Source organism: Frigoribacterium sp. VKM Ac-1396 (assembly GCF_015350895.1).
Taxonomy (GTDB): Bacteria; Actinomycetota; Actinomycetes; order Actinomycetales; family Microbacteriaceae; genus Frigoribacterium.
Window position 1 is genome coordinate 1 of sequence record NZ_JADKSD010000002.1, and the last position, 25603, is coordinate 25603.

The following is a 25603-nucleotide window of genomic DNA, read 5'->3' on the forward strand; positions in this document are numbered from 1 at the left end:
GCCCACCTCGCCGTCGACCAGGGAACCTCGCACGCCCTGTTCGTCTTCGGGCTCGTCTACGGTGTGCCCACTCTGGGCTTCGCCCTGATGTGGGCGGCACTGGCATCGGCCATCACCCGCCGCACCATCCGCCAGGGGCTCCCGTTCTCACTCACCTGGTGGTCGTTCACCTTCCCCGTCGGCACCTGCGTGACAGGCCTGAACGGTCTGGCCCTGCACACGGGACTCGTCGCGCTGCAGGTACTGGCGGTCGTGTTCTACATCGGGCTCGTCGGGGCCTGGATCACGGTCGCCGTGCGCACCTTCCACGGCAGCGTCATCCGCGGAACGCTCCTCGCGCCTCCCCGTCCCCTGCCCTGACCGCGGACGACGAGGGCGCGTGGGGGAGTGGCTCAGATCGAACAGGCGTCGTTCCAGTCACGGCGATAGGCCTCGGGGTCACTGACGTCGACGATGGCCGAGGCGGCACCCTTGGGCTCGTCACGCGACCGGTAGCTCTCGAACGCCACCGCACTGCGGTCGTTGCTCGCCGGATCACGCACCCCGGAGGCTTCGACCCACAGAGTCCAGTTCCACCGCGTCCGGACGCCAGGCTGCAACGCGCCTTCGCCGACGACCAACACCACGTCCGTGCCGGCGGGTGAAGACTCGAAGTCTGCGCCCGTGAATGATCGGACCGACGACGTGAGGCCTCTCGCGCTGATCTCCCGAGCTAACTGACTGCCCATGTCCGAGAGTTGCTCGCCAGCATCGCCATCCACAGCCACGATGCCTCCACCGGACGGAAGCCGACTCAGCATCTCGGAAACCAAGTCGTGGATGACGGTGTTGCTCATGATGCTTTCTCCTGCTCACTCGTCAGCATGACGCTCGCGATATGGCCGCGCGCTCGATAGCCGATCATGACGTGCCGATGGTGAGGCCGACAAGCCCGGCAGCGACGGCGAGCAGCAGCATGCCCGCGCCGTTGGCGATCCCAGCGACCCATCTCTTCTCGGCTACGAGGCGCACGGTCTCGATGCTGGCGGTGCTGAACGTGGTGTAGCCGCCCATGAGCCCGCCGCCCGCGACGAGCAGCCATTCTCTGGGCAGCCCCGCGTGGTCGGCATGACCGGTGAGCAAGCCGAGCACGAACGACCCGCTGACGTTGATGACCAGGGTTGCCAGCGGAATGGGGGCCGACCGCGTGCTGCGGACGGCGCCATCGACGACCAGGCGCAGGGCTGCACCCACACCACCGGCGACCGCGATCGCGACGAAGAGCCACGGGGCGATCACGACGCCGCCTCAGAACGTCGGTGGAGGGCGGCACCGACGGTGATGCCGGCCCAGGACGCCACGGCGCCGAGCACGACCGATCCCACACCGTAGGCGATCGCGATCGGCAGCGCGTCACCGAGCAGGGTTGCCGTGTCGACCGCGAGGGCGCTGTAGGTGGTGAACCCGCCGAGAACGCCAGTACCGATGAGTAGACGCAGGTCGCGTCGGCGACCCGCGTCCGGCCCTCGTCGCACCAACGACTCAAGGAGCAGCCCGAGCGCGAACGCACCGACGACATTGATCAGCAGGATCGTCACGGGGATGCTGCCCGGGGCCGCGGGGAAGCTCAACGCCAGGCCTTCGCGCAGGCCCGTGCCGATCGTGCCTCCGAGGGCGACGAGTCCGATGAACCGCCACCGCAGGTGCACGGGCCGTTCGGTACCCGTGGAGTCATCGACATCGAGGTCCGGGTTCTGGCCCAGTCCTTCGAACTCGTCGCCTCTCCTCGAAGGCAGCGGCGGGAACGGTGAGTCAGGTGAGGGGGTGGTCATGCATCGTCCTTCGTGCTGAGGCCGTAGGGAAGTCCAGGCTGATCGGCTTCGATATCGGTGAGGCGGTTGTACTTGCAGACCCGTTCCCCGCGTGCGGGGGCACCGGATTTGATCTGCCCGACCCCGGTGCCGACGACGAGGTCGGCGATGAAGGTGTCGGTGGTCTCCCCGGAGCGGTGCGACACCATGCAGGCCATGCCGTGGGACCGGGCCGTCGCGATCGCGTCGAGGGTCTGGCTGACAGAACCGATCTGATTCGGCTTGATGAGAACGGCGTCCGACCAGCCCTGCTCCGCGCCTTCAGCGATCCTTTCGGGGTCAGTCACGTACAGGTCGTCGCCGACGAGCGGTCGGGTCGTCCCGCAAAGACAGCTCGCCCGACCTCACCACAGCAACACCAACTCGAAAGCAGGGCCCCGTTTTGAACCTCAGCTCCTCCGCCGCCCAGCCGAAGGGGTCGCGCCAGCACACGGCGACCCCGGCTGCAACCCTGAAGGACCTGAGCGCATTCCTGCGCCAGGTCCGACTGCTTCTGGCAACCGTTGTCCCGATGCTCGCTTACGCGATCACGACCCTCTGGGAGCACTTCGGGCACTAGCTCGACCCGTCCACGTTGGCCGTCTCCTCTCCGAGGAGGCGGCCAGTCGTGTCGGTGGTTGCTCGTACGGTCTGCCGGCATGGGCGTTCGGGGATCAGGTGAGACAGCAGCCAGCATCCTGCGCCGGCCGATCCCGACGCACCCGTTCGCGGTGCCGCCGGCACCGGGACAGTTCGGTGTCTGGCAAGTCCGCCGGGTGCGCTCTGCGCCCCTTGGCTACGTCCTCTCGCGCCCCGAGCTGGGCGGCATCGCGTACCACTGCTACGCCCAAGGCCGAGACGATGCCGGCGGCCGGCCCTGGCTACGCCGAGAGGACAGCCTGAACAGCGCCGTCGCGTGGATGATCCAGCACGAGGCCGAGCTGTCAGCCCTCACGGGCCGGCTGCATCCCGAGCTGGACGAGTGGCCGTCGTGACCGCCGGTAGCGTCAAGGCATGAGCTGGTTCGTCAGGCACCGCCCCAAGGGCGACACGAGCGCCGAGGCCGTGGCCGTCGAGGTCAACGCCCCGACGCCGGCCGACGCGATCGACCAGGTGCGCGCCACGCTGCCCGAGGATCGCATCGTGACCTCGGTCGCTCCCTACTGAGCCCGAGAGAGCCGTCAGGGGCCGCGCGAAGCCCCGCTCCGGTCAGCTTCCCCCCGAGCTGGCCGAGAGCTGCCGGGCGGTCCCTAACCCGCTAGGCAGCAGCAGCCCCCGCATTCCGGCTCCCCCCAGCCGGGCGGGGGCTTCTTCGTGGCGCAGACCGTTCTCGAGTCCGGTGCCGGCCTAGGGGCACGGCCCGCTGCGCGGTCCGGGGGAGTCGCTGCGCTCCCGGGGAGCCGCTTCGCGGCGCTCAATGCCCTTCGGGCACGTCTTTTTGCCGTGAAGCCTTCGGCGGCTCGGTCGCTGCGCTCCCTCGTAGCCACCTCCGGGTCTCCGTTCAAGTGGCTACGCCACCGGCTCCTCCGAGATTTTCGGCACGCAGTCGCGGGGCTCCCTTATTTCGCGCCGGAATGCTCCCCTGCTCCCCTGCTCCCCTTCGGGTTGCACTGCGCCCTCCGGTCGCAGAGACGGTTGACGTCCTCGGCAGGGCACCACGACGACCGTGCGCCTCGAGAGGGAGTAGCAAGCCACCGCTCTACGGTCCGCCCACGACTCTTACCTTTACGAGAGGTTCCTCGTGGCAGGGCCAGTGGCAACCTGTGTGGGAGCTGCCCGGGCTTGGAGTAGCGAAAGCGCCCGAGGGAAGCACCCTCGACCCGAAGTTCGCGCCTACATTGCCCTGCGGATACGTCGCAGACCATGACGGGCAGCGTTCCATTTGCTCGGCAATGTGTCGGGGATGCGGTCCATGAGTGGTTCGTGGGCACGGGTCAGAGCAGCTGGACGAGCACGATTGTCTACCCAATGCTCAGAAGCTGTAGCGATCGGCTTGAGTCGCCTCACGAAGACCATGTGGATGAGCGGGGCCTGGTCCCCACCGCTCTTAGCCCAGTCGGAGTAGAGGCGGAACAGCCAGTCGTATGCGTAGTGGTCGCGCCTGAATTGCGGGGAGAACCAAAGCCAGAACTGTTCTATTTGGTCATCGAAGCTGTCGACTGTTGTCTCCGGTTTCTTCACAACCGCTATGACTCTTGTGACCCCGGCGGTTGCCTCTGACCGCGACCACGAGCAGGACTCGCCTGTATGAGGGTGCGCTTCGTTAGAACAAAGTCGCTGGGGACTCTCGGTGGTGTCGCTCCCGGCGAGGGGTGCTTTACGAGCCGGGGAGTTTGGAATTCCTGGAGCTTCGTGTCGCTCTCGCTCTTCCACGACCCCGGGCTTGAGGCGGCCGCGTTTGCGCTGCGGGCTGCGGGCCAATGTCAGCCGAACGAAGTAATCCGCTCCTCTGTCTTCAAAGTGTTCGAAAAGCACCAGCTTGATTCGGACACCTTCGGCTGCAAGGACCTGGACGCTGTCCTCCGTTGCCTGATCGACCTCGACGGCGACTATGACGTAATGCTGCGCGGCGTTGATCTTGTCGGGAATTTCGGCACCGAAGCACTCGAGAAATGCCTCCTCCATGGAGGTATCGGGGCGGTAGCGGCGAAAGACCCTTCGGACTTCGTCCTCCGAAAGTGGTTGTACCCATGCGCCATAAGAGAGGACTTGACTCACCACCAAGGAACTCGCTCTGTCTCGCTTGAGCTCGATTACGTGCAGGTCGCCAAGGATATCCATCGCCAGCAAATCCACGCGCCCGCCGTTTCGAGTCGTGACCTGCCGACCGATGATGAGCAGCGCTCCTAGAATTCCTGGTTCGGCTTCTATCCATGATTCGAGCTTCGACTCGAGCATCATCGAGGAAGGCGGTACGCGGACAACTCCTTCGCCGGAGGCGCGCCAGACTTCGGATCGCGCCATCACCGGCCGCCACGACTTTTGCGCGTATCTGCGACGCACGTGAATCCGGTCTCAGAGAAAGCCGGGCGTCGTGGCTTGAAGCAATCTGCTGTATCTACCACCACTTGTCACTCTCGACAATGTCGGCGATGGCGGCGGGATCTCCGCCGTCGCGCAGCCAGGACCGCGGTGTCTTGCGACCTTCGGCCACAAGGCTGCGCTGTCTAACGGACATAAAGGCACTGATGGAGATCCAGTCCCAGTGCTCGGTCAGGACGGGCAAGACGGTCTCGAGGTGGGGGATGAGCTTTCCGGGTGAGCCGAGGCTGAACTGCCAGCGGGGGAATCGGAGCCTGCCCCGGACAGGAATGCCGTAGATGCGCTGCTCCTCAGCCGCGGCCAGGACTTCCTTTTGCGTCCAGCCTAGAAATTGAGCAGCTGTGTTCGCGGACCACGTCTCTTGATACGTCCTGAGCCACAGCTCCCCAGCGCTCTTTTCAAGCGACCCTCTCGCGACGCTCCTTTCGGACACCACGAGCTCTGCCTCCGTCATAGCGCCGGACTCGATGACGAACTTTCGTTCCTCGGCGGTCATGCCGGGTCCTCCGCCGCGCTTCTGGAGCCTGAGGAAGTCGGTGAAACCCCCTACGAGCCAGCGCCCGTCGACGCCGAGGGCGTTCACGGTGTCGATGAATTCGGTCACTGCGTCGTCGGACGGGTCGAGGGGATGGACTTGGGCGTCTTCGCTCTTCATGAGTAGGGACTGTAAGTCTCGAGTGGCCTTTTTTTGGCTAAGCCTCGGGCGCTGCTGCACTGCCTCAACAGCATTTTTCCCTCTTTTTGCGGCTTTTTGGCCACGGCCAGCAAACGGGCTTTGCTCGTAGACGAGCGGTCCCGTTGCGCGCTGCCAGGCCGCCTAAAGTGCCAAAAAGTATTCCTGGCGCGGGTCGGCGTGTCGCCCAAAAGTCGTAGGGTGGGCGCTTCTCGGCCTCCCGAGGGGCGTTTTAGGGGAGTCTCCCGGCAGGTCCGGGGCCTGCACTTGACCGGCCTGTGACCACGCATTTTGCTGGCCGTCAGGCGGCCGTCAACCGACCACGATGTAGTCGGGCGACGGCCGCAACTCGTCGAGTTGTGACCGTCATGCGGCCGCCCTCAGCCTCTTTCTCGTTCAGCGTCCTCCGCGCCCTTGTCGCGGACGGAGTAGCCCACCTGGCGGGCCAAATCGCTTCTGGCTGCCCGCGCTTTTGCCATGTCGGCCATGAACCGCTCACGAAGTGGAGTTCCTCCGACTCGCACCTTGTCGAGCCACCTATCGAAGTCGGGTGGCAGCTGCTGCAGCCGGTCATTTGTCGCCTGCAGCCTGGCCCGTTCCGTCTCTGCTTCATCTCGCGCAAGCTTGGCTGCGAACCGCGCCGCTGCTGCTGCTTGCCGTGCGGTTTCAGCCGCCTCCGCCGTCCGGCGCGCCTTCTCTTGCTCAGCCGCCAATTCACGTTCCTTCTCCGCCAGGGCCGCCTGCTGAATATTGAGGTTGCTCCGGCGGACGTCGAGGCTTCTAACGAGGGTCTCGTAGGTCGCCTTCTCGTCCTCCATGTCCTGCGCGGCGGCCTGGAGCCGGTCGGCCTTGGCCTGGAACTCGCTGCTGCTGAGGTGTTCCGTCGAGCGCTCGGTGACCCGAACCTCGACGTCGTAACCGGCTCCGTCCATGTGCGCGCGCAACTCCTTGTGCTGCCGCCTCAGGTCTGAGGGGCCCTTGAAGAAGTCCTTCTGGGCGAGTCGGCCATCTTCGGTGACAGGTGTCATGAGGACTTGGAGCTGGGGGCTGTACTCGTCGAGGTGGAGCGAGAAGCCGATGAGGTTCTGCTGGCCGAACTCTTGGCAGGCCCACTCCATCGAGGCGTTCAAGTTGTCGACTGCCGCCTGGTTGATGCCGCTCTCTCGCCAGGCCGGGTTGTGCTCCTCGAACCACTTGGGGTCGAGCTGCAGGATTATGCCGCGGATCGGAACGGCGTCCTTGCGAAGGCCCTTGACGACTGTGGCCAGGCGCTGGTTGAGGTAGTCCTCGAGCTCCTGAGACGGCGGCCGGCCGTCGACCGACTTGAGCGCGCGGAAGTCGCCGGCGCCGTCGTTGACCCGAGTGAAGTTGAGCTTCGTGCGCTCCGGGACGATGTTCTTGTTGACGTGCTGGAAGTGGAAGCCGGCCGCCTGGTCGGCGTCACGGGCGATGTGGCGAAGGAAGTTCTTGACGTGGCCTCCGCCGATCTTGACCTTGTGGGACACGTCGAACGTCATCGTGTAGCTCATGCTTCGCTCCCCTCTACGACTCCCAACAGGTGATCCGCCTTCGGCGCATCACCTGTCGGGGCCTCCGGCGGCTCTCCCGAGGGGCTTCTACTGCCGCGACTCCAACCACCACCCCAGTGCGCCTTCGGGAGGGTGGTGGTCTCCTTCGCGGCAGTAGAAGGTGTAGCCCCATACACTTCGGCATCGCTCCGCTCGTCGAAGTTCCTGGTGCCCTGCGGGGCGCCTCCGCGCAGAGCGCGTCGAGGACTCCCTGACGGGAGTCCCAGAGACCCGTCGCGCTGGTCGCTTGACGGGCAGCCGGCTGCCGAGCGCTGCGCGCCGGCGCAGCCACGGAGTGAGGGGTGACGAAGCCCGCGGAGCGAAGGCTCAACCATGGAACGCAGGAGTCGCATCGCGCACCTCCCAACGAGCCTTGTCCAGCTCGGCAGCTTGAGCTCTGGCGTCGGCCTCGTTTCGTTCCCGACGAGCGCGGTCGTCCTCCATCTCCGTGCCAGTGAGGGTGGCGACTCGGTCGAGAATCGCGATGGCGTCGGCGGCCGCGAGAGACCCAGTTGGACGGACGTCCCTGTGCGCGGAGAGCATGCCGCCCAGGACCTTCTGGCCTACGGCGTCGCGGAACTGGTCCTTGCCCTCCTCGGTCTCGATGGCGTCGAGGGTCTGGGCGAGTTCTCGCATGTTGCATCGCATCGTGAAGAGGTGGCGGAACGCCTTGTACTCGTCGGTGCCCTCAAAGAAGCCCTCGTTGGCGTAGAACTCGAAAGTCTCCGGAGTGACCTCGGCAACGAAGGGGAAGCGGCGGAATGCCTGGCGGTCGTCTTCGGCCTCGTGGTCCGTTCCGTCGGGACTGCGGTAGCTACCGGCGAGGTCTGCGAGAAACTCCCTGTATGGGATGACACCCGTCACGATGTTGACCGCCTGAACCATGCGGACCGAGCCGTTCTTGATGTTGATGTCTGCCCGTCCAGGCGACGTGTCGAAGGCACGCCAGACGGAGGTGCGGCTGCCGAAACCGAAGATCAAGTCCTTCGGTCGGTAGTCGTCGAGGATCATGACCGGCTGGCCGCCGTAGTTCTGAGCGAGGACCTTGGGGTCCCCTGCGTCGTAGTAGCACTCCTCAGGGTCCAGGGCAGGGTAGAGCGCTCTGGCGAACATGCGGGCGAGAACCGACTTGCCGGCGCCTGACTGACCGTGGATGTAGTAGTTGACACGGAAGCTCGGGGGCGGACTCGAAAGCATGAAGTCGCGCCGCAGGTCGTGAAACTTGCGGAGATTGCGGGCATATTCGAGAGGGTGCTCGCTGCGCAGCTGCCGCAGTGACAGCTCACCGTGCAGGACGCCGAGAAGGAGGCCGTCGAGCTTCTTGGAACCTCGACCACTACCTCCACTGGACCGGCCTGCCACGTGCTCATCGACGGCGCCTCGGAAGTCGAAGTTGGCGCTGACTTCGGAATCGTCGTAGCGGTGCTTCCCGAGCCCCTGCTGCCTGACGTGCTCGTGAGTCAGGTACTCCACAAGGTCCAGAAAGACGCCGTGACCACTACGCATCTTGATGAAGTTGGGGGCGATGCCCCAGGCGCGAGCTACAGCGGCGAGAGTCGTGGCGTTCTTTCTTTCCTCGACGATGTGGACGTGCGCGGGTTTCGCCGCCCCGACTACAGCGCGCGGATTGCTGAGGCCGTCCTCGGAGGTGAACGGGTCCTTGTCGTGGTTGATCCAGGCTGTCCTGAGATTGCCCTTACGGAGGATGCGCTCCTCGACGACGGCGGGAGTGATCAAGACTTCGCCGGTGTCGGGGTGGACCCAGTCGGTGGTGATCATGAAGATGCGTCCCTTGACGCTCTCTGCGTAGTGCCAGGGGCCACCGGGAGCGAATGGGTCGGCGGGCGCCGGCTCTTCTTCATCGGCCTTGGCAGAGCTCACGCCCTCGGAAGTGCTGAGATCCACACTTTCCACAGTTAGGTGGGCGGGGGGCACAAGCACAGTGCCCCCCGCGATAAGGCCTGCAGATCCGGGGGGCGCTGCTTCCTCGTGGGCGAGATCCACAGTTTCCCGGGATGCGACAAGCGCCATCACGCGAACACCTCCTCAGAGGTGCTGGCGTATTCCTGAGCCAGAAGCCATGCATCGACGGCCTCGGGGCGGTAACGGACGCCGCGGCCCACTCGAATGAACTTGGGTCCGCGACCCTTGATGCGCCATTCGCTCAAGCTGCGCTCGGTGGTGCCGAGGCGTGCGGCCAGTGTGGCGGGAGAGATGAGGTTGTCCAGCACGCTGGAGCTAAAGGGGGCAGATGTGGGCACGGATGTACTCCTCGGAATGAGGAGTGCTTCCGGCAGATCTGTACGCCACCGTTGTGCTCGTTACAACCCTGAGGTTGTGGATGGGGAGTATCTCCCAGCCAAGCTAGCCGTCATCGTGCGACAACACTCATGTCTTTAATTGGACCCCATTTATAGCACATACCCGGCTGTACACTCACGACTGACCACAGCAATCGACACCTACAGAGGCGGCATGGGCACGGTAAAGCCGTACAGCACGAAGACGAAGGGCCGGCTCTACGAGGTCTGGTACACGAAGCCAGATGGAACTCGAGGGCACGATCGCGGATTCAAGCTGAAGCGCGACGCCGAGGCCCACCTGGCCACCGTGGAGGTCTCAAAGCTCAAGGGCGCGTACATCGACCGGGCCGATGCAAGGGCAACCGTTGCCCAGCTCGGTGAGCAATGGATGGAGCGTCATCGGTCGAAGATCACGGCCAGCAGCTACCACTCGGTGGAAAGCGCCTGGCGCATTCACGTTCTTCCGGAGTGGGGCGCCTATGCGGTCGGCGCAATCAGCAAGCGGCAGGTTGAGGCGTGGCTGACCCAGCTTGGCGAGCGGCGCTCGCACACGACCGTCGCACGGGCACGAGACTTGCTCGCCGGCATCTTTGACGACGCAATCGAAGACAACCGCGTTGCGAAGAACCCTGCCCGCGGAATCGTCATCAAGAGGAAACCGATGCCCGATGAAGTCTTCCTGACGCACCTCCAGGTGGAGGCCCTCGCTGCTACATCGCGGTATCCCGGTCTGGTCCGGTTCCTCTCCTACACAGGACTTCGCTGGGGCGAAGCTACCGCGTTGCGCGTGCGAAGCATCGATCCCGAGCGGCGTCGAATCCACATTCGCGAGGCGGTAGCCGAGGTCAACTACAAGCAGGTGCTCGGAGGGGTTAAGTCACACGAACGTCGGATGGTCGCTTACCCGGATTTCCTCGACTCAGAAGTGGCGGCAGCTTGCGCGGGGAAAGCGCCTGAGGACCGTCTCTGGAACGCCGACGACGGAACGTTTCTACGGGCCGGACACGCTCACCAAGGATGGTTCGCAGGCGCAGTCAAGCGCTGCGAGAACGCGGACCCGACCTTTCGCCGCGTAACACCTCATGACCTCAGGCACACAGCTGCTTCGCTTGCCATCAGTGCAGGAGCAAATGTGAAGGTGGTGCAGCGCATGCTCGGGCACAAGTCGGCCAAAGTCACTCTGGATACCTACGCGGCCTTGTTTCCGGACGACCTCGACAATGTGACCGATGCGCTCAGTCGCCAGAGAACGGCCCAGCTTCCGTCTGATTAGGAGCAGCTCAGGCCACGAGCAACCTGTCAGTAGATGTGATATTCAGGCGGGCAGGGAAGTCGCATTCTCGTCAGCGCCGTTGGGGGCAACTAAGGCTTTTGCCGCGACCAGGATGTCGAGGAGAGCCCCTGTGGGAGCGATGGAGCATTGCTGGGCCGCCAGCCAGTACGTGGCCTCGTGCTTCTCCTTGTCGACACCGTCGCCACTTTTGATCACCGTCTCTCGTGCCTCGAAGAGAGCGGGCCAGTCCTCGTTGAGCATCGTTTCTAAGGTGTCGGCAACGGCGAAGGCGTTGGCAGACACTAGCCCGACTGGATACGCGTCTAGGCCTTCCAGGTCCAGGTAGGCGGCCATTTTTCGGTTGAAGCGCGCCGCCTGTTCTTCTTTGATCTTTTCGATCGCGTCCAGTTCAGCTGAAGTCAGTTCGCGTGCTTCCCCTGCCAGCCGCAGTTTCGCCTGCTTTCGCGTGGCCATGCGGGTGTGCAGGTCGGAGTCGTTGTCCCAGACCATCAGGGTGGGAATCTGGAACGCTTCTAGGACTGCATGAGCGAGGAACAGGTCGGACTTTCCTCGGACTGCGGTCGCTGTCACTCCGAGCACGTCGAAATCGTCTAAGTGCGTGCTGGCCCCTTGCAGGATGGCTGCATCATCGGCGCCTTCGCAGAGGACAACCCCGGCCGAAAACAGCGCCTCTCGGAGGTCCAAGAGGATCAGCTTTGACCATTGACTGCTTATCTCCCAGCCCGCAGACATCTGCGGTGCGACGATCGCTGACACAGCGTCCCGGCTCGTAGCCGCGACCGAGAACTGTCCTGTCATTGTTCGAGTCACTCGGCGGACTTCATGGAACTCAAAGGGGTCAACGAAATAGAGGCTGTGGGTGGCGTAGGCAACCTGAAGCTTATTTTCGGCCTCCCGGGCGAGGCGCCGCAGCACTGATGCAAAGGCACGCGCTTGAGTGGGGTGCTGAAAGAGTTCCGGCTCCTCAATCGCGAGGAAGAGGGTGCTGTCTTCCGAGGTATCTGTCGAGTACGCGGCTAGGACTTGCAGGCAGGCCACGAGAGCTGCCCGCTGAAAACCATGACCTTGGTTTCCGAGGCTCGTCTCCACGATTTGGTCAAAGATCTTGACATCGACCTTAGATTTCGGTGGTGCATAGAGCGATCCTTGCGGTCGAAGCACCAGGTTGCGCCCGATTGTGAATCGCCCAATTCCCGCAGTAAGGGCCTCCGACAACTCACCAAGTTTCGGTCCCAAGTGCTGCTTGTTGATCGCATCATGTTTCTGAGTCACTTCATCCGCCAGGTCAGCTAGAGCAGCCTCGGCCTCGGTGCGATCCAAGGCCCGTGAGAGGAGTCTTCCTACGATCGATTTCGACGTGTCTTCAGCCTCATCGTGGGCACGAAGATCGGCATCGACAAAAATGAAAGAAAAGACTTTCCCAAGTTCGCCTTGGCCGGCAAAACCGAACATGTGGTTGTCGCTGGTGAACGTGGGGACAAGGTCTTCTGGATGGAGCTCCTCCCACTCCCTGAAGGCACGAATAATGGCGGGCTTGGAGGCGGCGGCAGCCAGCTCAATTCCCTGCTCCGCCAGGGCCGTGCGAAGTTCGCGGAAGTGGGCTTTCGCTGGCTCCGCGGGGCCGTCGAGGAGTTTCCGCGTGTTGCTGAATGCCGGATAGCTGGCCGACGCGCCTGCAAGGCGATCTCCGTCCAAGGGGTTCCACTCGCGGCGTATTGCAAAAGTCTCTGCGTGGGCTGGCGCGTATCGCTCAGTCAGGACTTCCCGATCGCGATCAGACAGTGAAGCAAAATTAACCGTCACACGGACGGTCTTGTCGGTCGTTTTGGGCGAACCAAAGACATCTGCAACGGATAGCGAATCCTTCGCGCCATTAAAAACCCAGTCCAGGGCACGCAGGACCGTTGACTTTCCGGCGCCGTTTGGCCCAATGAAGCTGGTGATGTTCTCAAAATTGATGGTGTGCTGTTCGATGCAGCGAAAATTCTCGATCTGAACGCTCGTGATGAGCATGCATCCCCCTTGAAGTTCAGCGTGTCTAGCTGCTCGTGATTGTGCCTTATCCTCACATTTGTCACGGAGGGGCTCGCAGTGTCTGGCGCTGCGCCCCTTTTTGGAACCAGCCACTGGCCCACACGGCCCTAGTTTTCGCACTTTCCACGGCTTGAAAGCCTTGGCGGAGCAGCAAGTCCGCCCGTAGCGTGGAAGGTCATGGTCTGCCCCGGGGGGCGAAGTGGGCGAACGCTTGAAGGTCATCAAATTGAACAGAATTATCCGCAGAGGGGATACGGAGGATGGGCATGGACGTGGGTTTTGAGACTCGAGATGCGTTGGGCGCGGTTGCAGAGAGGCCGTTCAAGCAGTGATTGCAGCTGGAATGGACCTCGCCGATCGCCTCGTTCGACTTCTTCCGGAGGACGGAACACCCAAGACAAATCGCGAACTACGGGAAGCTCTAGGGGTCCCCGAGGCCGATTACTGGACCGTAAGAAATCGGCTCCTCGACGAGGGCATTGTCACGAAGCTTCCGGGAAGGGGCGGCAGGACTGCGCTCGTTCCTAGTGAGCAAAAGGGTGCGTCGGAGAGTGGACGCAGACCCCTTCGAATCTTGGCCGTGATTGTCCTCTACGCGGCCGCCGCACTTCTCCTGGGTGCCGTCGTTTACGTCCTGGTTGCACGAAGCAACCCAAATTGGCTCTGGAATGGACTTGGGCTTGCTTTTGGAGCAGTCACTCTGGCGGCGGGCGGACTTGCGCTTCTAATTTTTATCTTGCAGGAGGACGCTGGCCGTCTGGAGGCAAACAACCAAGCCACGTTGATGAGGAAATTGACTTCACTTACCGAGACGTCAGTTCAGTACTCGTCGAATACAGCTGTCGCGGTCGACGAGCTCAAAGAGAGGATGAACGAGGCGGTTCGAGCTGATCTGGCCGCTCCTGAGTCGAGCGCGCCCATCGAGCGGCGCGAAGGCGACGAGGGCGTTGAACCGGACGAACCTGTTCAAGACCCCAAGTCTCCCGTCATTGAGAGCACGGACGGAAAGTATTACCGCCCGTCAGACGTGCCACTTTTCGTCGTCTCGGACCTCGTCAGATGGTGGGACAAGACCAATGAGCAAGGCCGCTGGACTTTTTCCAGGCTTTTCGGGGGGTTCCGTGCCTGGAACAAGTCAGGCAACACGCAAGGTGTTCCCTGGGTCTTGACGTTCCAGGACAACAAGGGCGCCCTGCGGAGCTTCCGGCTGTACTACGGCGGGAAGAGGAAGGACGGGCCGCACGTAAGTGAACTCCTGGAAGGCGGGGTCTGGCAATCCCTCCCGGATACCGAGACACGCTAAGTCGAAGCTTGCCTGACCCTCGACGAGGGTACGGGCGGCACAAGGTCCAGCACCCACCTTTGGCTTAGCAGGCCGAACTCCCCTTTCTTGCTTTCAACCAGTCCGTGGTGCGGTTTGGTGCAGGAATAGATGTCAGTTGACGTGAGTAGTCGTGGTCGGGTGTGTGCAAACTGTTGCAAATACAGGCATCTAGATGCCGCCTTTGCCAGTAGTTGCGAGTAAAGGTGGGTTCAAATCCCACCGGTACCGCCAGAAATGCAGCCCCGAGAACCCCGTATTTGTGGGGGTTCCGGGGCTCTTTTCTTTGTCGACGGGCCAGAGCGGTGACGCGGCCGAAACGGGAATGGGTGAGACGTTGGGGCAACCGCAGGTTGCCCACATGGCGGCCATGGGCGTCAGTCGCACGCGCTACCGCTCCAAGCCTCTGATGAGCACGTTGCCAAGCTCGAAAGCGGTGACGATCCCTCGACTCCTATGCGGTTCGAGCGGATCATCTACGAGGACTTCGCTGGACCATTAGCGGCAGGCCCGTCAGCCTGCGAGCCATGGTCGGGACGCCGCGTGCCAGCAGCAAAGCGCTGGGATCATCCGGCATGGCTACCCTGCGCGGTGGGGGAGTGAGGTGCCCAAGCGTTTCAAGGCGTGGGACGCCTCGTTCCCTTCAGGGCCGGAGAAGAAGAAAGTGAACACGAGGTGACGCTCGCAGACGCGTCGTAGTCAGACCCGGCGGCCGGCACCCGGCACCCGGCAGCCCTAGAGGCTGTTCCCATTCAGCGCTTATTGGCTCCTACGCCCTAAATGAGCTCAGACTTCTGGCCGGTCTCAATGAGGTACACGACGAACGCTGAGCAGGTGACGAGCATGTACTTCGCCATTGCCTGGCTGCTCTCGGACTCCTCAATTGCGGCGTGACGGATGCCATCGGCGTCTGAGGTCCAGCCATACATCTTGTTCCACGCCTGTTCGAGAGCGGGGTGGATAGTCACGCCCTTGTCGGTGAGCTCCTTCAGACCAGCCCCGAGGGTTTTCCTACCAGTGACGTTGACGACGACCGACTCAACGGCACTGATCGACTCCTTGATGGAGTTGAGATAGTCCGGATTTGAGCGGTCGGAGAGCAAATCGGCCGCCCGTTTGATGCTCTGACGGGCTCCTCCAAAGGCGGTCGTCTGATTAAGGGCATTAGCGATGGCGTCGACTTCGATAGCCGTGCCAATTTGGACTAGCTGCTCGTCGATGAAGCGGCAGTCCACCAGGCAGTGCTCAAACTCCTCGTTGAAAGCTGCAATCACTTTTGGAGTCCAGTCCTGCATTCCATCAGGCTTGAAGTTGTCAAAATACCCGACGTAGGCCTCGATCATGTCGAGGACTGAGTACCAGGGGCCACGCAACATCTGGGCTTTGACCAAGCGGAAAACTTTGTCTTGCGTGGGCTGCTCGTCCCGTGGCTTATTGAACTCGGCGGACCAGATGAACGTGGCGATCTGATTTACCGACTTATAGCCGTAATTGAAATTGTCCATCCGCGAGTTGACCGCGACGATAACGTTCCACAGGGCGACGCGGGTCTCGTCGTCAAGATCCTCGTGCTGGATGACGCTACGGGTCGGCGTGTACCCCGCACGTTGAGAAAAGGTCGGCATGATGGGAAGAGTATCCATAGTCCCGACAAATTTTGGTCGCGACTGCGGATGACTTGAACGAGCCGAACGCCTAGCGCTCGTTGACAGGGGGTCTGGTCCCTCGGGGCAGGACCTCGCCGCCCAGCGTGACGGACTTAAGGCGCTCGGCGTCGACGACCAGCACATGAATGTCGACCACAGCCTGTCCGGGGACGGCGAGAGCGCGACCCGGCCTCCGCGCGGCGCTGGCGTCGTGCGGCGCTGGCGACGTTGTCGTCTTCACGAGACTTGACCGCCTTGCCCGGTCGCTCCGCGACGCGACCGACATCGCGGACGAGCTGACGAAGAAGGGTGTCGCCTTGAACCTCCCGGGAGCGGTCTGCGACCCCACCGACCCTGTTGGTCGGCTCCTGTTCAACGTTTTCGGCATGGTCGCCAAGTTCTACGCCGACCTCATCCGTGCTCGTACCCGCGAGGGCATGGCGATCGCGAAGGCTGCAGGCAAGCTGCGCGGCCGAAAGCCCAAGCTCACCGTCTCGCCCGGAGAAGCACCTGGTTCAGCTGCACCGCGCCGGCGCCCACACGACGAGCGACATAGCCGAGTCCTACGGTGTCGCCCGGCCGACTGAAGATCGCACGATCCAGAGGGCTGGTCAGTAGCTACGAACCCCAGGGGTTCGCCTAATACGACCACGGGTGTTGTCGGATGGGAGTCCGGGCTCGAAAATGTTTGGCATGCCATCCATTTACGAGTTTGCCCACTTTTCAGATGCAGATTGGTGGAATTTCTGGATTGGACTCGCAACGGCCGTGGGGACAGTCGGAGCAGTCGTGGTGGCAGTCGTCGACAGTGTGAGATCGAACAGGCGGGCCGCTAGGGCTGCGCGGCGGGCGGACAACGCTGAAGCCGTTCAGTTCGCTCAAGATCGACTGTTAATGCGTCAGGCGCGGAGCAATGACGCCGCACGGGTTGCGCGCCTGGATGCGGATATCGCGAAGAACGCCGGATGGCTCACGGTTGCTGGAAACTATGAGGATGAACCTAGGGCCTCGCATTTGAGGGCAACTCTTGCGGAGTTGAAGGCTGAACGCGAGAAGCTTGTCGGTGACGATGAGCCGTAGAGAGCGGATGCCAGTCGCCGCGGTGAATCTAGCTTTTACTCAGACGCTGGCCTCCGGGGGCCACTCGCATCTGACGCTTTTGGGGCCGAACTAATCGCCGGTCCAAGGCAGATGCAAGTGTCAAGGAAGTCCCATTCGCTACCCACTACCCACCGCAGTGCGCTCATCTTCCCATGCAGCATTCTGAGCTCGAAGTCCCAGTACGGACCAAGTTGCCCTGGCTTGGCGTAATCGGCCTCGACGCGCGCGCGGCTGAGGGCCGCCACGAGCTGGTGGCGTTCGAGCTCTTCTGCGCCGGATTCTCGTTCGGCACGGTAGTCATGTTGAAGGGGGCGGTGGGACCAGATGCGGTCGAAGATCTCTGTTTCTGCTGCCATGATCTCATCCAGCCGACGCGGTTCCTCTTGAAAGTCGGTCTCCTCGAAGAGTTCCTCGATGTCCTCTTCAAAGTGTTCAAGCAGGACTGTATCCAGGCCCTCGCCCCCTAGGGCATTACGGCGACCGGCCCCATCGAACAAGTTCGCGATGTCGTCGTGCGGCTCTCGCCCGTCGCCAGTGGAACGGGAGAAGTCGGTGCGGTTGGTAGTCACAAGGCTGGGGTTGCTTTGCGAGGTCCGCCCTCTCTTTGGCTGTCCGATACAGCTGGAGAATCACGGCGTCGGCGACGCTGTTCTTCCCGCCATGGAACGGCATCGCTCTTTGCAAGCCGCCTTCGACAACGCGAAGTGCTTCGGCGTCCGAAGGCTGGATCATCTCGCCAGCGACAAGAAGCTCACGAATTGCTCGAAGTTCCGGGTCGTCATCGCGTCAATTAGCGGGAGGTGCCGGCAGAGGTCCTTGATGGCCTTAGCGGCGTAAGCATCATCATCGCTGCCATAGGTCAGGACATCTTGCCGGATCTGCTTGAACCTAGACGCAATGCTCGCCGCCATGGACGCCTTCACCCGGGCCCCGTTGCGGTCGAATTCATCAATGACCATGGGAGGGACGAGCAGCTTTACTCGTTTCTGGTGGATGAGTGCCCGCAAGGCAACGATCCATCGCTGCCCGCCCCGGCGCTGCGCTGCGCAAGATCGAGCCATAAGGACGTGTTGACGAGAAGGTGCAGCCCGAGGCCAGCCTACGGAGAGGGCGCAAGGGCACGTATCGATATGATCACGGAATGGGCTTTCGTCGGTCAAAGGCGTCTCTTCTGCCTGTTCAGCAGGCCGTCACGGCGTTTGCCTCGATCTGTCCGAACGCGTGCTCGTCCAGGCAGTCGATCTGGCACTGATTGCGAGTCTCAGCACGGCTAAATCTTCGGCTCAGACAAACCACGATCAACGAATGTCGGTAGCAGATGTGAGACTTAGTCCACTACGGCTCCCCGACGAGAGGACTCAAGTGACAAAGGCGAACTTGTCGCAACTTTTGGACGACATCCAGGTCGACGTCGCCGAGGAATTGGCTACGACGCCCGAAGTTGTCGCCAAGGACCCCGAGTCGTTCGACGTCGCGAAACTCGCGATTGAGAAGCGCGAATGGCATCAGCTTGAAGACGTGGTCGCCGTTGTCGTGGACCTGAAGGGTTCCTCGCGCTTAGGAACGGGGAAGCACGCATCCTCTACCGCGAGCATCTACGAGGCATCGACCGACAACGCGGTGAGGGTACTCAAACACTTCGGTGCGGATTTCATCCAAATCCAGGGCGATGGTGCCTTCGGTCTTTTCTGGGGCGAAGGCTGCTACGAGCAGGCCGTCTGTGCGGGAATCACGGTCAAGACGTTCAGCATTGGCCTGTCCGAAAAAATTCATGAGAAGTGGCCCGAGGCGCCTGAGACCGGTTACAAAGTCGGGATCGCAAGCGGGCGAGTGTTGGCCAAGCGGATCGGCACCCCTCGCAATCCCAGCGAGCAAGAGCCAATCTGGTCCGGAAAGCCTGTGAACTATGCGGCTAAGGCCGCTCAGACCGCCGATCTCGGAGAACTAATAGTTTCCGCCGACGTCTGGGCGAGCATTGAGGACAACGACTACCTGACTACGACTTGCGCCCATGAGCCCGGAACGAAGCCCGCGGTGCTTTGGCAAAACAAGACCATTGACAACGTCCCTGAGGGCGACGACAGTCGTTACGGTCGCGTCCTCACGTCATCATGGTGCCCGAGCTGTGGGGAAGCGTTCTGCGACGCCATTCTGGCCGGCGAAACAGCGAGGACGGAGTCGCGGGAGGCGCGCGAGGAATCTATGCGATCGGCGCGAGCGGGTAACCTCCGTGAGGTAATGGCTAAGAAGAGAGCCTCTGCGCGGAACCGGCGTGCCGGGCTGACAACTCGATGAGCACCAAGAAGTCAGAACGGCTCGAAGCGGCCGCATGGCTACAGCTCGAGTTGGTGAATAGCTGGATCAGGCATAGCGATGCGAAGATGACCGCTCTGCTCGCTCTTATCGGCATCGCTGGCGGCGGTGTGTACGCCGTGGCTCAAGGCAATTGCGATCGTCCTGCGATCCTGGTGCCAGCCGCTGCTGCTGGAGCTTTCCTCGCTGGTGCGGCCCTGTTCGTATTCCTTGGACTCCTACCTATACGTCGATTCGTCGCGTCCGACCGCTCCGAAGTGGTGTTCTACCGCGCAATTGCGTCGCTCTACGGAACTGGGGACGAATATGCGGCAGCTTTCGCTAACGCTGTTCGCCACGAAACACTTGGCGCAAACCTCCTCCGCCAAACACGAATCAACGCCGGTATCGCCGACCGCAAGTTCGTCATGACGTCCTGGTCGATGATCATGCTCGTTCTTGGCCTAGCGGCACTGGCTACGTGCGCGTCGATGAGGGTGTTCGCATAGTCGAGTGCAGCCGTATGCGAGTTGCTATGCGCAGAAAGAAGCGCAGGCCAGCAAGTATGTGTGCACGTCCGTGCAAGTGATGATGCGGGCGCACTAGGTACGTCGGCGTCCGATAGTCGATCCTCTACCGAGATGCGTTCCGGACCCGCCTATCGAGACGGCCAGGTCAGCGCAACTCCGGCTGAGTGGTCGAGGTGCGGCAGCGTTCGGTGGTGGATCGTCTACTGGGACGTGGAAAGTGCGGGATGCTTACGTTCGCAGAGGAAGGTGGGGGCGACCATGACCAAGCTCAGTGGGCGGACCAAGCAAGCGTTAGCCGCGCTGCTAGATCAAGAATCGGACCACAAGACGATCGACAGTCTTTACCAGCGATACGACGTCGTTCCGCTGCCAAGCTTCAATGGGCCCTCAACCAAGTTGAGAAAATCCACGAATTTGACGCACGTGCTTGGGCTCAGGCCCGACGGTGACACGGTCTTGCAGAGCCTCATCGCATACGCGGCTAGCGACACATCACGAATGTCTCCAGCGTTCAGACGAGGTAGTCATGAGTCAGCAGATCTTTACGAGAGTCTCGATGCTGACCTAGGTTCTGCGCGTCCCCCGACGACGGAACGCGTCTTTAAGCGACCAGGAACGGCAGCCTCGATGCCTAGTGAAACCCCCTCTCGCGAACCAAAACGCAACGTTTTTATCGTCAAAGGAAGGGACGGAGGCGCCTATGCAGCGCTTGAAGCCCTTTTGCTGGCGCTTGACCTGAGGATAGTGACTTGGGACGACGCAGTAAGGGGGTGCAGTGGGGGTACCCCCAGCACAATTGACATTGTTCGGGCCGGCATGAGGCTGGCGAACGCCGTCGTTGTGCTCATGACGCCCGACGACCTGGGTCGGGTCAAGGACATATTTTCTGAGCCCGACGACGACCCACGAGAGGCCCGGCTCACGGGGCAGGCTCGTCAGAATGTTGTCTTCGAGGCGGGGTGGGCAATGGGAAGCGACCCGGATCACGTAGTCCTTGTCAGGGTTGGTGAGGTCCGTAAGCTCAGCGACATCGATGGACTCAACTACGTCAATTTGACCGGAGACATTTCTAGCCGCAAGTCACTCATCGGACGACTGAAAAATTGCGACTTGGCCGTCGATGAATCGCGCGAAGCATGGAGGACCGCCGGCAGCTTCCCGGGCTAGGTAAAACCAGGAGCGAGTCCGCTAGTCGTAGATAGATATGCTCATCTTCAGAATGTTGAGGAGCTCATGTCGGCACCTTCATGCCTCCCACCGACGACGCGTCGCCTTACACGTGGTCCTCGGCCCGCGACGCTGCCGCGACCGACTCGGCCATGCTCGCTTCGACCGACGACACGAAGGAGTTCACCGTCGATGGCGGCGAGCTCAGCTACAAGGCCAGCTTGATGGGTATTACGACGACCGTCCGTATTGAGAAGGAGTAGGCGCGCCAAATAGAGCCTCCGGCCACGAGGGCAGAAGAGGCCTTCAAGGCGACCCGCGCCGCGGCCCCACATGGCGACCGCCGTCGCAGCTCAGCTGCAGGTGTAGGTGACGCCGTCGACGACGTGGGTGCCCGGGCCGAGGTCCTGGCAGGTCTCGAGGAGGGCCGAGGCCCCAGCGACGCCCGCCACGATGAAGGCGACGGTGAGCACCAGCACCACGATCGAGATGATGATGCCCGCGAGGGAGAGGCCTCGGGGCTGACCGGCTCGGCCGAGGCGGCGGAACGAGATCGTGCTCATGATGAGGCCGGCGATCGCCAGGAAGCCGAAGAACGACAGCACGAAGCCGGCGATCTCGAAGCCACGCGACGGGCGCTGGACTGCACCTCCGTCGGGCCCCGCCCCGGGCGCCTGCGGCACGCCACCGTACTGCTGACCCCCGTACTGCTGCCCGCCGTACTGCTGGCCCTGCAGCCCGTTGTGGTCGTGTCCGTCAGTCATCTCGGTCCCCCGTCGTCGAGTGGTGCTGGTGCCACGACCCTATCGAGGTACTGAGCGAGCGTCACGGCGACGGCCACCCCACGGCATGCCAGGCCTCGCCGAACCTGGTCCCGTCAGGGCCTGGTTGCCCCGATCCACCGACCGTAGGGTCGGACGCATGGACAACCGAGCCGAGGTCCGCGACTTCCTCGCCAGCCGCCGCGCACGCCTCTCGCCCGAGCAGGCGGGCGTCGTCAGCGCCGGTGGCCAGCGACGCGTCCCCGGGCTCCGACGCGACGAGGTCGCCCGCCTCGCCGGCGTCAGCGTCGACTACTACACGCGCCTCGAACGCGGTGCCCTCGGCGGCGTGTCCGACAGCGTCCTCGACGCCATCGCCCGAGCCCTCGGCCTGGACCAGGCCGAGACCGACCACCTCTACGACCTCGCCCGCGCCTCCGTCCCCTCACGCCGCAAGCCGCCGGTCACCAGCGAACAGAAGATCGCACAGTCCCCGGTGCAGCACATGCTCGACGCCATGACCGGCGCCGTCGCGATGGTCACCAACACGCGCATGGACCTCGTCGCCGCCAACGCCCTCGGCTTCGCCCTGTACTCCGACATGTACCGCGGCACCCTGCGGCCCGCCAACCACTCCCGGTACATCTTCCTCGACCCGGGCTCCCACGAGTTCTACCCCGACTGGGAGCGCGCCGCCAACGTCAACGTCGCCATCCTCCGACGCGACGCCGGCCGCAACCCCCACGACCCCGGCATCGCCGCCCTCGTCGGCGAACTGTCCATCCGCAGCGACGAGTTCCGCGCCCGCTGGGCCGCCCACGACGTCCGCCGCCACTACACCGGCGCGAAGGAGTTCCGGCACCCCGCCGTCGGTCTGCTCGAGCTGGACTTCCAGGTCATGGAACTGCAAGACACCCCCGGGCACTCGCTCACCGTCTACACGGCCACCCCCGGCTCCGCGTCCGACGAGGGGCTGCGCCTCCTCGCCTCGTGGGCGGCGACCGAGGACGTCGTCGACCGCGCGCGGTCGGCCGGCCCCGTCACCTGACCCGCACCTCCCCGCTTCCTCCCGCACCCCTGGGCCCACCCCCAGGAGGCGCATCCCCGCGCCCGAAAGGACCTCACCATGTCGACAGCGCCCGTCCCCACCCGCGTCCACCGCGCCTCCGTCACCGGAGGGCCCGTCGAACGGTGGCCCATGTTCTCGCTGGTCGTGCTGGCGACGACGGGGTTCATCCTCGTCGCGATGGAGACGATGCCGGCCGGCCTGCTGCCCGTCATCGCGGGCGGCCTCGGCACGAGCGAGGGGGCCGTGGGCCTGCTCATCAGCGCGTACGCACTCGGCACCGTGGTCGCGACCGTGCCGGCCATCACGCTCACCCGGGGGATGCGTCGCAAGCCGCTCCTCCTGATCGCGACCACGGGCCTGGTCGTGGCGAACACCGTGACGGCGCTCTCGCCTGTCATCGCGCTCGCGCTGGTGTCACGGTTCGTGGCCGGCGCGTTCTCGGGCGTCATCTGGGGCATGCTCGCCGCCTACGGGCGCCGCATCAGCCCGCCCGACCGCGCCGGGCTGTCGCTCGCGATCGTCTCGGCGGGTGCGCCCGTCGGCTTCGCGTTCGGCACGCCGCTGGGCTCGTGGCTGGGGACGGCCTTCGACTGGCGGTGGTCGTTCGGCGGGCTGACCGTGCTCGGCATCGTGGTCGTCGCACTCGTGGCGAGCGTCGTCCCCGACGCGGCGCCGGCGCCGGCGGGGGCGCGGCTGTCGCTCGGGCGGGTGTTTCGCATCCCGGGCATCGCCGTGATCCTGGCCGTCATCGCCGCGTGGATGCTCGCCCACAACACGATCTACACGTACGTCTCGCCGTACCTGCGGGCCGGTGGGTCGGGGCTCGGCGTCGACGTCACGCTGCTGATCTACGGCGTCGCGTCGATCGGCGGCATCGCCGTCACCGGGGCGCTGCTCGACCGCCACCCGCGGGCCCTGCTGCACGGCAGCGTCGCCCTGTTCGTCGCCGCCGGGGTCGTCTTGCTCGTGGGGCACGCGTCGGTGCCGGCCGTGGTGGTCGCGGCGGTGCTCTGGGGCGTCACGTTCGGCGGTGCCTCGGCCCAGTTGCAGGCGGCCCTCACCACCGTCGGGGGCGACAACGCGGACGTCGCGAACGCCTTCTTGCCGGTGGCGTTTAACGTGGCGATCTTCTTCGCGGGGATCGTCGGGGCGGCCCTGCTGACCGTGGCCGACGGGCTCGTGCTGCCGGTGCTGATGATCGGGTTCGGGGTCGTCGCGCTGGCGCTGACCCTGTACGGGCGACGCGACGCGTTCCCCGGGACGCTCTGACCGGATCTGCTTGTCCGGTCGTGCCGTGTCGGAGGTGCGGTGGGGTGCCGTGACGCGCGGCGCTCGCCGTCGTCTTCGGGGTCGCCGACATCACGCTGGTGGTGACGCTCGACAGTGCGTGGGCCGGTCTGCCGATGCTCGGAGTGGGGCTGTTCTACCTCGTGAAGAGCCTTCGCGACCTGCGCGCGAAACGTGCCCGGCCCACCGAGGCGCCCGACGCCTGAGGACCCGTCACCCCGCCCGCAGCACCTTCGCCATCGGACGGCCGCGCGCGATCTCGTCGACGAGCTTGTCGAGGCGGCGGATGTTCGCGGTGAGCTCGTCGTCGAGGGTCTCGATGCGGACGCCGCAGATGACTCCGGTCACGAGCGAGGCCCGGGGGTTGAGGTCGGCTGCTTCGAAGAAGTCCCGGAACGTCGTGCCGTCGGCGACGTGCTGGTCGATCTGGTGCTGGTCGTAACCGGTCAGCCACGTCACGACCTCGTCGACCTCGGCCTTCGTCCGGTCCTTGCGCTCGACCTTGGCCACGTACAGGGGGTAGACCCTGGCGAACGGCATGTCGTCCAAGCGACTCATGCCCGGCATCGTACGCGCGACCCGGTCGCCCGACGAGCCCCGGCCGGCCGTCCGACACCACACCCCGGCCCGGCAGGGCCATCATGGGCGGCGAACCACCGCCCCCACCCGACACCCCACAGGAGGACCGCCATGACCACCACCACCGCCATGCTCGACAGCAACCCCAAGGACGTCGGCGACCTCGACCGCGCCGCCCTCGCCACCGCGATCGATGCCGCCTCCGAGTGCGCCCGCACCTGTGCGGCCTGCGCAGACGCCTGCCTCTCCGAGGACATGGTCGCCGAGCTGACCGACTGCATCCGCACCGACCTGGACTGCTCCGACGTGTGCGCGACCACCGCCTCCGTTCTCTCGCGTGTCACCCCGGCCACCGCCGCCGTCACCCGCGCCGTCGTCGAGGCCTGCCTCGCCGCGTGCCGCTCGTGCGCCGACGAGTGCGCCCAGCACGCCGACATGCACGACCACTGCCGCATCTGCGCCGACGCCTGCCGCCGCTGCATCGACGCCTGCACCGCCCTGCTCGCCACGCTCTGACATGCGGTGATGAGGCCACCGTGGTGAGGCATCGTCAATAAATCTGAGAGCATGGCGTCATCATGCCCAAGCTCATCGCCACCATCGTTCCGCTCACCCTCGTCTCCGCCCTGGCGCTCGCCGGATGCAGCAGCCCCGACCCTTCCGAGGCCGGTGAAACCGGTGCGGCGAGCAGTTCGTCCACGGCGAGCTCCGAGTCTGCCGAGGCCACGCCCGAAGCGGCCGAGGTGCCGGATCTCACGGGCTCGTGGAAGCAGACCAACTCAGGCAGCGAGGACGCCTACCAGGCGGCGACGATCACCGATGACAAGATCTCGATCGACTGGGTCAGCGACGGCGGCGACACCGAATCCGTGTACTGGGTCGGCACCTTCACCCCTCCCGCCGACGGTACGTCGCCCTACACCTGGACCTCGGCTCGAGACGCCGCCGCGACCGACTCGGCGTTGCTCGCCTCGACGGACGACACGAAAGAGTTCACCGTCGAGGACGGCGAGCTCAGCTACAAGGCCAGCCTCATGGGGACCACGACGACCGTCCGTCTCGAGAAGGAATAGGCGCATGAAGGCCAGCAACCGGCCGCGGGGGCGA

General features: G+C 63.9%; 28 protein-coding genes and 3 pseudogenes. 17 read left to right on the forward strand and 14 right to left on the reverse strand.

Going from position 1 to position 25603, the window contains the following annotated elements; all coding sequences use genetic code 11:
- Positions 1–360 (forward strand): annotated as a pseudogene (locus ITJ55_RS07065) (C4-dicarboxylate ABC transporter); the annotation flags it as partial.
- 32 nt (positions 361–392) lie between these two features.
- Here ITJ55_RS07065 and ITJ55_RS07070 read toward each other — a convergent pair.
- From ITJ55_RS07070 to ITJ55_RS07085, 4 genes and pseudogenes are all read right to left on the reverse strand, one after another.
- A complete protein-coding gene (locus ITJ55_RS07070) occupies positions 393–836 on the reverse strand; it encodes a hypothetical protein (RefSeq protein ID WP_194594792.1) in 444 nt (147 codons plus the stop codon).
- A 64-nt stretch (positions 837–900) separates the two neighbouring features.
- On the reverse strand, positions 901–1275 hold the full coding sequence (locus ITJ55_RS07075) for a CrcB family protein (RefSeq protein ID WP_194595558.1): 375 nt from the start codon (positions 1273–1275) through the stop codon (positions 901–903).
- Complete coding sequence (locus ITJ55_RS07080) at positions 1275–1688, reverse strand: CrcB family protein (RefSeq protein ID WP_370544067.1); 414 nt, start codon at positions 1686–1688, stop codon at positions 1275–1277. Before ITJ55_RS07080 ends, ITJ55_RS07075 begins: the two co-directional genes overlap by 1 nt.
- A gap of 119 nt (positions 1689–1807) precedes the next feature.
- Positions 1808–2158 (reverse strand): annotated as a pseudogene (locus ITJ55_RS07085) (phosphopyruvate hydratase); the annotation flags it as partial.
- A 330-nt stretch (positions 2159–2488) separates the two neighbouring features.
- Here ITJ55_RS07085 and ITJ55_RS07090 point away from each other — a divergent pair.
- Both ITJ55_RS07090 and ITJ55_RS07095 read left to right on the forward strand, forming a co-directional pair.
- Positions 2489–2824, forward strand: coding sequence for a hypothetical protein (locus ITJ55_RS07090; protein ID WP_194594794.1), 336 nt, complete (start codon positions 2489–2491; stop codon positions 2822–2824).
- A 19-nt stretch (positions 2825–2843) separates the two neighbouring features.
- The gene (locus tag ITJ55_RS07095; RefSeq protein WP_192124153.1) at positions 2844–2996 is read left to right on the forward strand and encodes a hypothetical protein; all 153 of its coding nucleotides are present in this window, start codon (positions 2844–2846) and stop codon (positions 2994–2996) included.
- Positions 2997–3662: 666 nt separating this feature from the next.
- Here ITJ55_RS07095 and ITJ55_RS07100 read toward each other — a convergent pair.
- The 5 genes from ITJ55_RS07100 to ITJ55_RS07120 form a co-directional block, all read right to left on the reverse strand.
- Positions 3663–4832, reverse strand: coding sequence for a hypothetical protein (locus ITJ55_RS07100; protein WP_194594795.1), 1170 nt, complete (start codon positions 4830–4832; stop codon positions 3663–3665).
- Positions 4833–4887: 55 nt separating this feature from the next.
- Positions 4888–5526 (reverse strand): hypothetical protein, encoded by a 639-nt coding sequence (locus ITJ55_RS07105; RefSeq protein WP_194594796.1) that lies wholly within the window; start codon positions 5524–5526, stop codon positions 4888–4890.
- Positions 5527–5924: 398 nt separating this feature from the next.
- Positions 5925–7073, reverse strand: a complete 1149-nt coding sequence (locus tag ITJ55_RS07110; protein ID WP_194594797.1) for a plasmid recombination protein — start codon at positions 7071–7073, stop codon at positions 5925–5927.
- A 366-nt stretch (positions 7074–7439) separates the two neighbouring features.
- Positions 7440–9143: a hypothetical protein gene (locus ITJ55_RS07115; protein WP_228498151.1), complete on the reverse strand. Its 1704-nt coding sequence runs from the start codon at positions 9141–9143 to the stop codon at positions 7440–7442.
- Entirely contained in the window at positions 9143–9373 is a 231-nt protein-coding gene (locus ITJ55_RS07120; RefSeq protein WP_370544068.1) for a helix-turn-helix transcriptional regulator, read from the reverse strand. The genes ITJ55_RS07115 and ITJ55_RS07120 overlap by 1 nt, the downstream gene beginning before the upstream one ends.
- Positions 9374–9587: 214 nt before the next feature.
- Between ITJ55_RS07120 and ITJ55_RS07125 the strand changes: the two genes are divergently transcribed.
- Positions 9588–10688 carry a site-specific integrase gene (locus tag ITJ55_RS07125; protein ID WP_194594799.1) on the forward strand — a complete coding sequence of 367 codons (1101 nt, stop codon included), beginning with the start codon at positions 9588–9590 and terminating at the stop codon, positions 10686–10688.
- A 42-nt stretch (positions 10689–10730) separates the two neighbouring features.
- Here the strand turns inward: ITJ55_RS07125 and ITJ55_RS07130 are convergent, their stop codons facing one another.
- Positions 10731–12722 carry an AAA family ATPase gene (locus tag ITJ55_RS07130; protein ID WP_194594800.1) on the reverse strand — a complete coding sequence of 664 codons (1992 nt, stop codon included), beginning with the start codon at positions 12720–12722 and terminating at the stop codon, positions 10731–10733.
- A 601-nt stretch (positions 12723–13323) separates the two neighbouring features.
- Here ITJ55_RS07130 and ITJ55_RS07135 point away from each other — a divergent pair.
- A complete protein-coding gene (locus ITJ55_RS07135; protein WP_194594801.1) occupies positions 13324–14046 on the forward strand; it encodes a hypothetical protein in 723 nt (240 codons plus the stop codon).
- Between the two features lie 794 nt (positions 14047–14840).
- On the opposite strand, the gene ITJ55_RS07140 is transcribed toward ITJ55_RS07135, so the two are convergent.
- Positions 14841–15689 carry an AbiJ-NTD4 domain-containing protein gene (locus ITJ55_RS07140; RefSeq protein ID WP_194594802.1) on the reverse strand — a complete coding sequence of 283 codons (849 nt, stop codon included), beginning with the start codon at positions 15687–15689 and terminating at the stop codon, positions 14841–14843.
- Positions 15690–15795: 106 nt separating this feature from the next.
- Between ITJ55_RS07140 and ITJ55_RS07145 the strand changes: the two are divergent.
- The 3 genes and pseudogenes from ITJ55_RS07145 to ITJ55_RS07155 form a co-directional block, all read left to right on the forward strand.
- Positions 15796–16328, forward strand: a pseudogene (locus ITJ55_RS07145) (recombinase family protein); the annotation flags it as partial.
- Positions 16329–16403: 75 nt separating this feature from the next.
- Complete coding sequence (locus ITJ55_RS07150) at positions 16404–16790, forward strand: hypothetical protein (protein ID WP_194594803.1); 387 nt, start codon at positions 16404–16406, stop codon at positions 16788–16790.
- Positions 16791–16963: 173 nt separating this feature from the next.
- A complete protein-coding gene (locus ITJ55_RS07155; RefSeq protein ID WP_194594804.1) occupies positions 16964–17278 on the forward strand; it encodes a hypothetical protein in 315 nt (104 codons plus the stop codon).
- A gap of 261 nt (positions 17279–17539) precedes the next feature.
- Here the strand turns inward: ITJ55_RS07155 and ITJ55_RS07160 are convergent, their stop codons facing one another.
- Positions 17540–17770 carry a hypothetical protein gene (locus ITJ55_RS07160; protein WP_194594805.1) on the reverse strand — a complete coding sequence of 77 codons (231 nt, stop codon included), beginning with the start codon at positions 17768–17770 and terminating at the stop codon, positions 17540–17542.
- 403 nt (positions 17771–18173) lie between these two features.
- On the opposite strand from ITJ55_RS07160, the gene ITJ55_RS07165 reads away from it, so the two are divergent.
- The 4 genes from ITJ55_RS07165 to ITJ55_RS07180 all read left to right on the forward strand — a co-directional run bounded on the left by ITJ55_RS07165 (position 18174) and on the right by ITJ55_RS07180 (position 21063).
- Positions 18174–19106: a hypothetical protein gene (locus ITJ55_RS07165; protein WP_194594806.1), complete on the forward strand. Its 933-nt coding sequence runs from the start codon at positions 18174–18176 to the stop codon at positions 19104–19106.
- Positions 19103–19612 carry a Pycsar system effector family protein gene (locus ITJ55_RS07170; RefSeq protein ID WP_194594807.1) on the forward strand — a complete coding sequence of 170 codons (510 nt, stop codon included), beginning with the start codon at positions 19103–19105 and terminating at the stop codon, positions 19610–19612. The genes ITJ55_RS07165 and ITJ55_RS07170 overlap by 4 nt, the downstream gene beginning before the upstream one ends.
- A gap of 279 nt (positions 19613–19891) precedes the next feature.
- On the forward strand, positions 19892–20800 hold the full coding sequence (locus ITJ55_RS07175) for a TIR domain-containing protein (protein WP_194594808.1): 909 nt from the start codon (positions 19892–19894) through the stop codon (positions 20798–20800).
- An 80-nt stretch (positions 20801–20880) separates the two neighbouring features.
- Complete coding sequence (locus ITJ55_RS07180; RefSeq protein ID WP_194594809.1) at positions 20881–21063, forward strand: hypothetical protein; 183 nt, start codon at positions 20881–20883, stop codon at positions 21061–21063.
- A gap of 90 nt (positions 21064–21153) precedes the next feature.
- Here ITJ55_RS07180 and ITJ55_RS07185 read toward each other — a convergent pair whose 3' ends face one another.
- On the reverse strand, positions 21154–21564 hold the full coding sequence (locus ITJ55_RS07185; RefSeq protein ID WP_194594810.1) for a hypothetical protein: 411 nt from the start codon (positions 21562–21564) through the stop codon (positions 21154–21156).
- 157 nt (positions 21565–21721) lie between these two features.
- On the opposite strand from ITJ55_RS07185, the gene ITJ55_RS07190 reads away from it, so the two are divergent.
- The 3 genes from ITJ55_RS07190 (at position 21722) to ITJ55_RS16255 (ending at position 24123) form a co-directional block, all read left to right on the forward strand.
- Complete coding sequence (locus tag ITJ55_RS07190; protein WP_194594811.1) at positions 21722–22609, forward strand: helix-turn-helix transcriptional regulator; 888 nt, start codon at positions 21722–21724, stop codon at positions 22607–22609.
- 78 nt (positions 22610–22687) lie between these two features.
- Positions 22688–23899 (forward strand): MFS transporter, encoded by a 1212-nt coding sequence (locus tag ITJ55_RS07195; protein WP_194594812.1) that lies wholly within the window; start codon positions 22688–22690, stop codon positions 23897–23899.
- A 98-nt stretch (positions 23900–23997) separates the two neighbouring features.
- The gene (locus tag ITJ55_RS16255) at positions 23998–24123 is read left to right on the forward strand and encodes a hypothetical protein (protein WP_255521252.1); all 126 of its coding nucleotides are present in this window, start codon (positions 23998–24000) and stop codon (positions 24121–24123) included.
- A 7-nt stretch (positions 24124–24130) separates the two neighbouring features.
- On the opposite strand, the gene ITJ55_RS07200 is transcribed toward ITJ55_RS16255, so the two are convergent.
- A complete protein-coding gene (locus ITJ55_RS07200; RefSeq protein ID WP_194594813.1) occupies positions 24131–24475 on the reverse strand; it encodes a DUF2200 domain-containing protein in 345 nt (114 codons plus the stop codon).
- 132 nt (positions 24476–24607) lie between these two features.
- On the opposite strand from ITJ55_RS07200, the gene ITJ55_RS07205 reads away from it, so the two are divergent.
- Together ITJ55_RS07205 and ITJ55_RS07210 are read left to right on the forward strand one after the other, a co-directional pair.
- Positions 24608–25012 carry a four-helix bundle copper-binding protein gene (locus tag ITJ55_RS07205; protein ID WP_194594814.1) on the forward strand — a complete coding sequence of 135 codons (405 nt, stop codon included), beginning with the start codon at positions 24608–24610 and terminating at the stop codon, positions 25010–25012.
- A gap of 62 nt (positions 25013–25074) precedes the next feature.
- Positions 25075–25569, forward strand: coding sequence for a hypothetical protein (locus tag ITJ55_RS07210; protein ID WP_194594815.1), 495 nt, complete (start codon positions 25075–25077; stop codon positions 25567–25569).
- Positions 25570–25603: the final 34 nt, after the last annotated feature.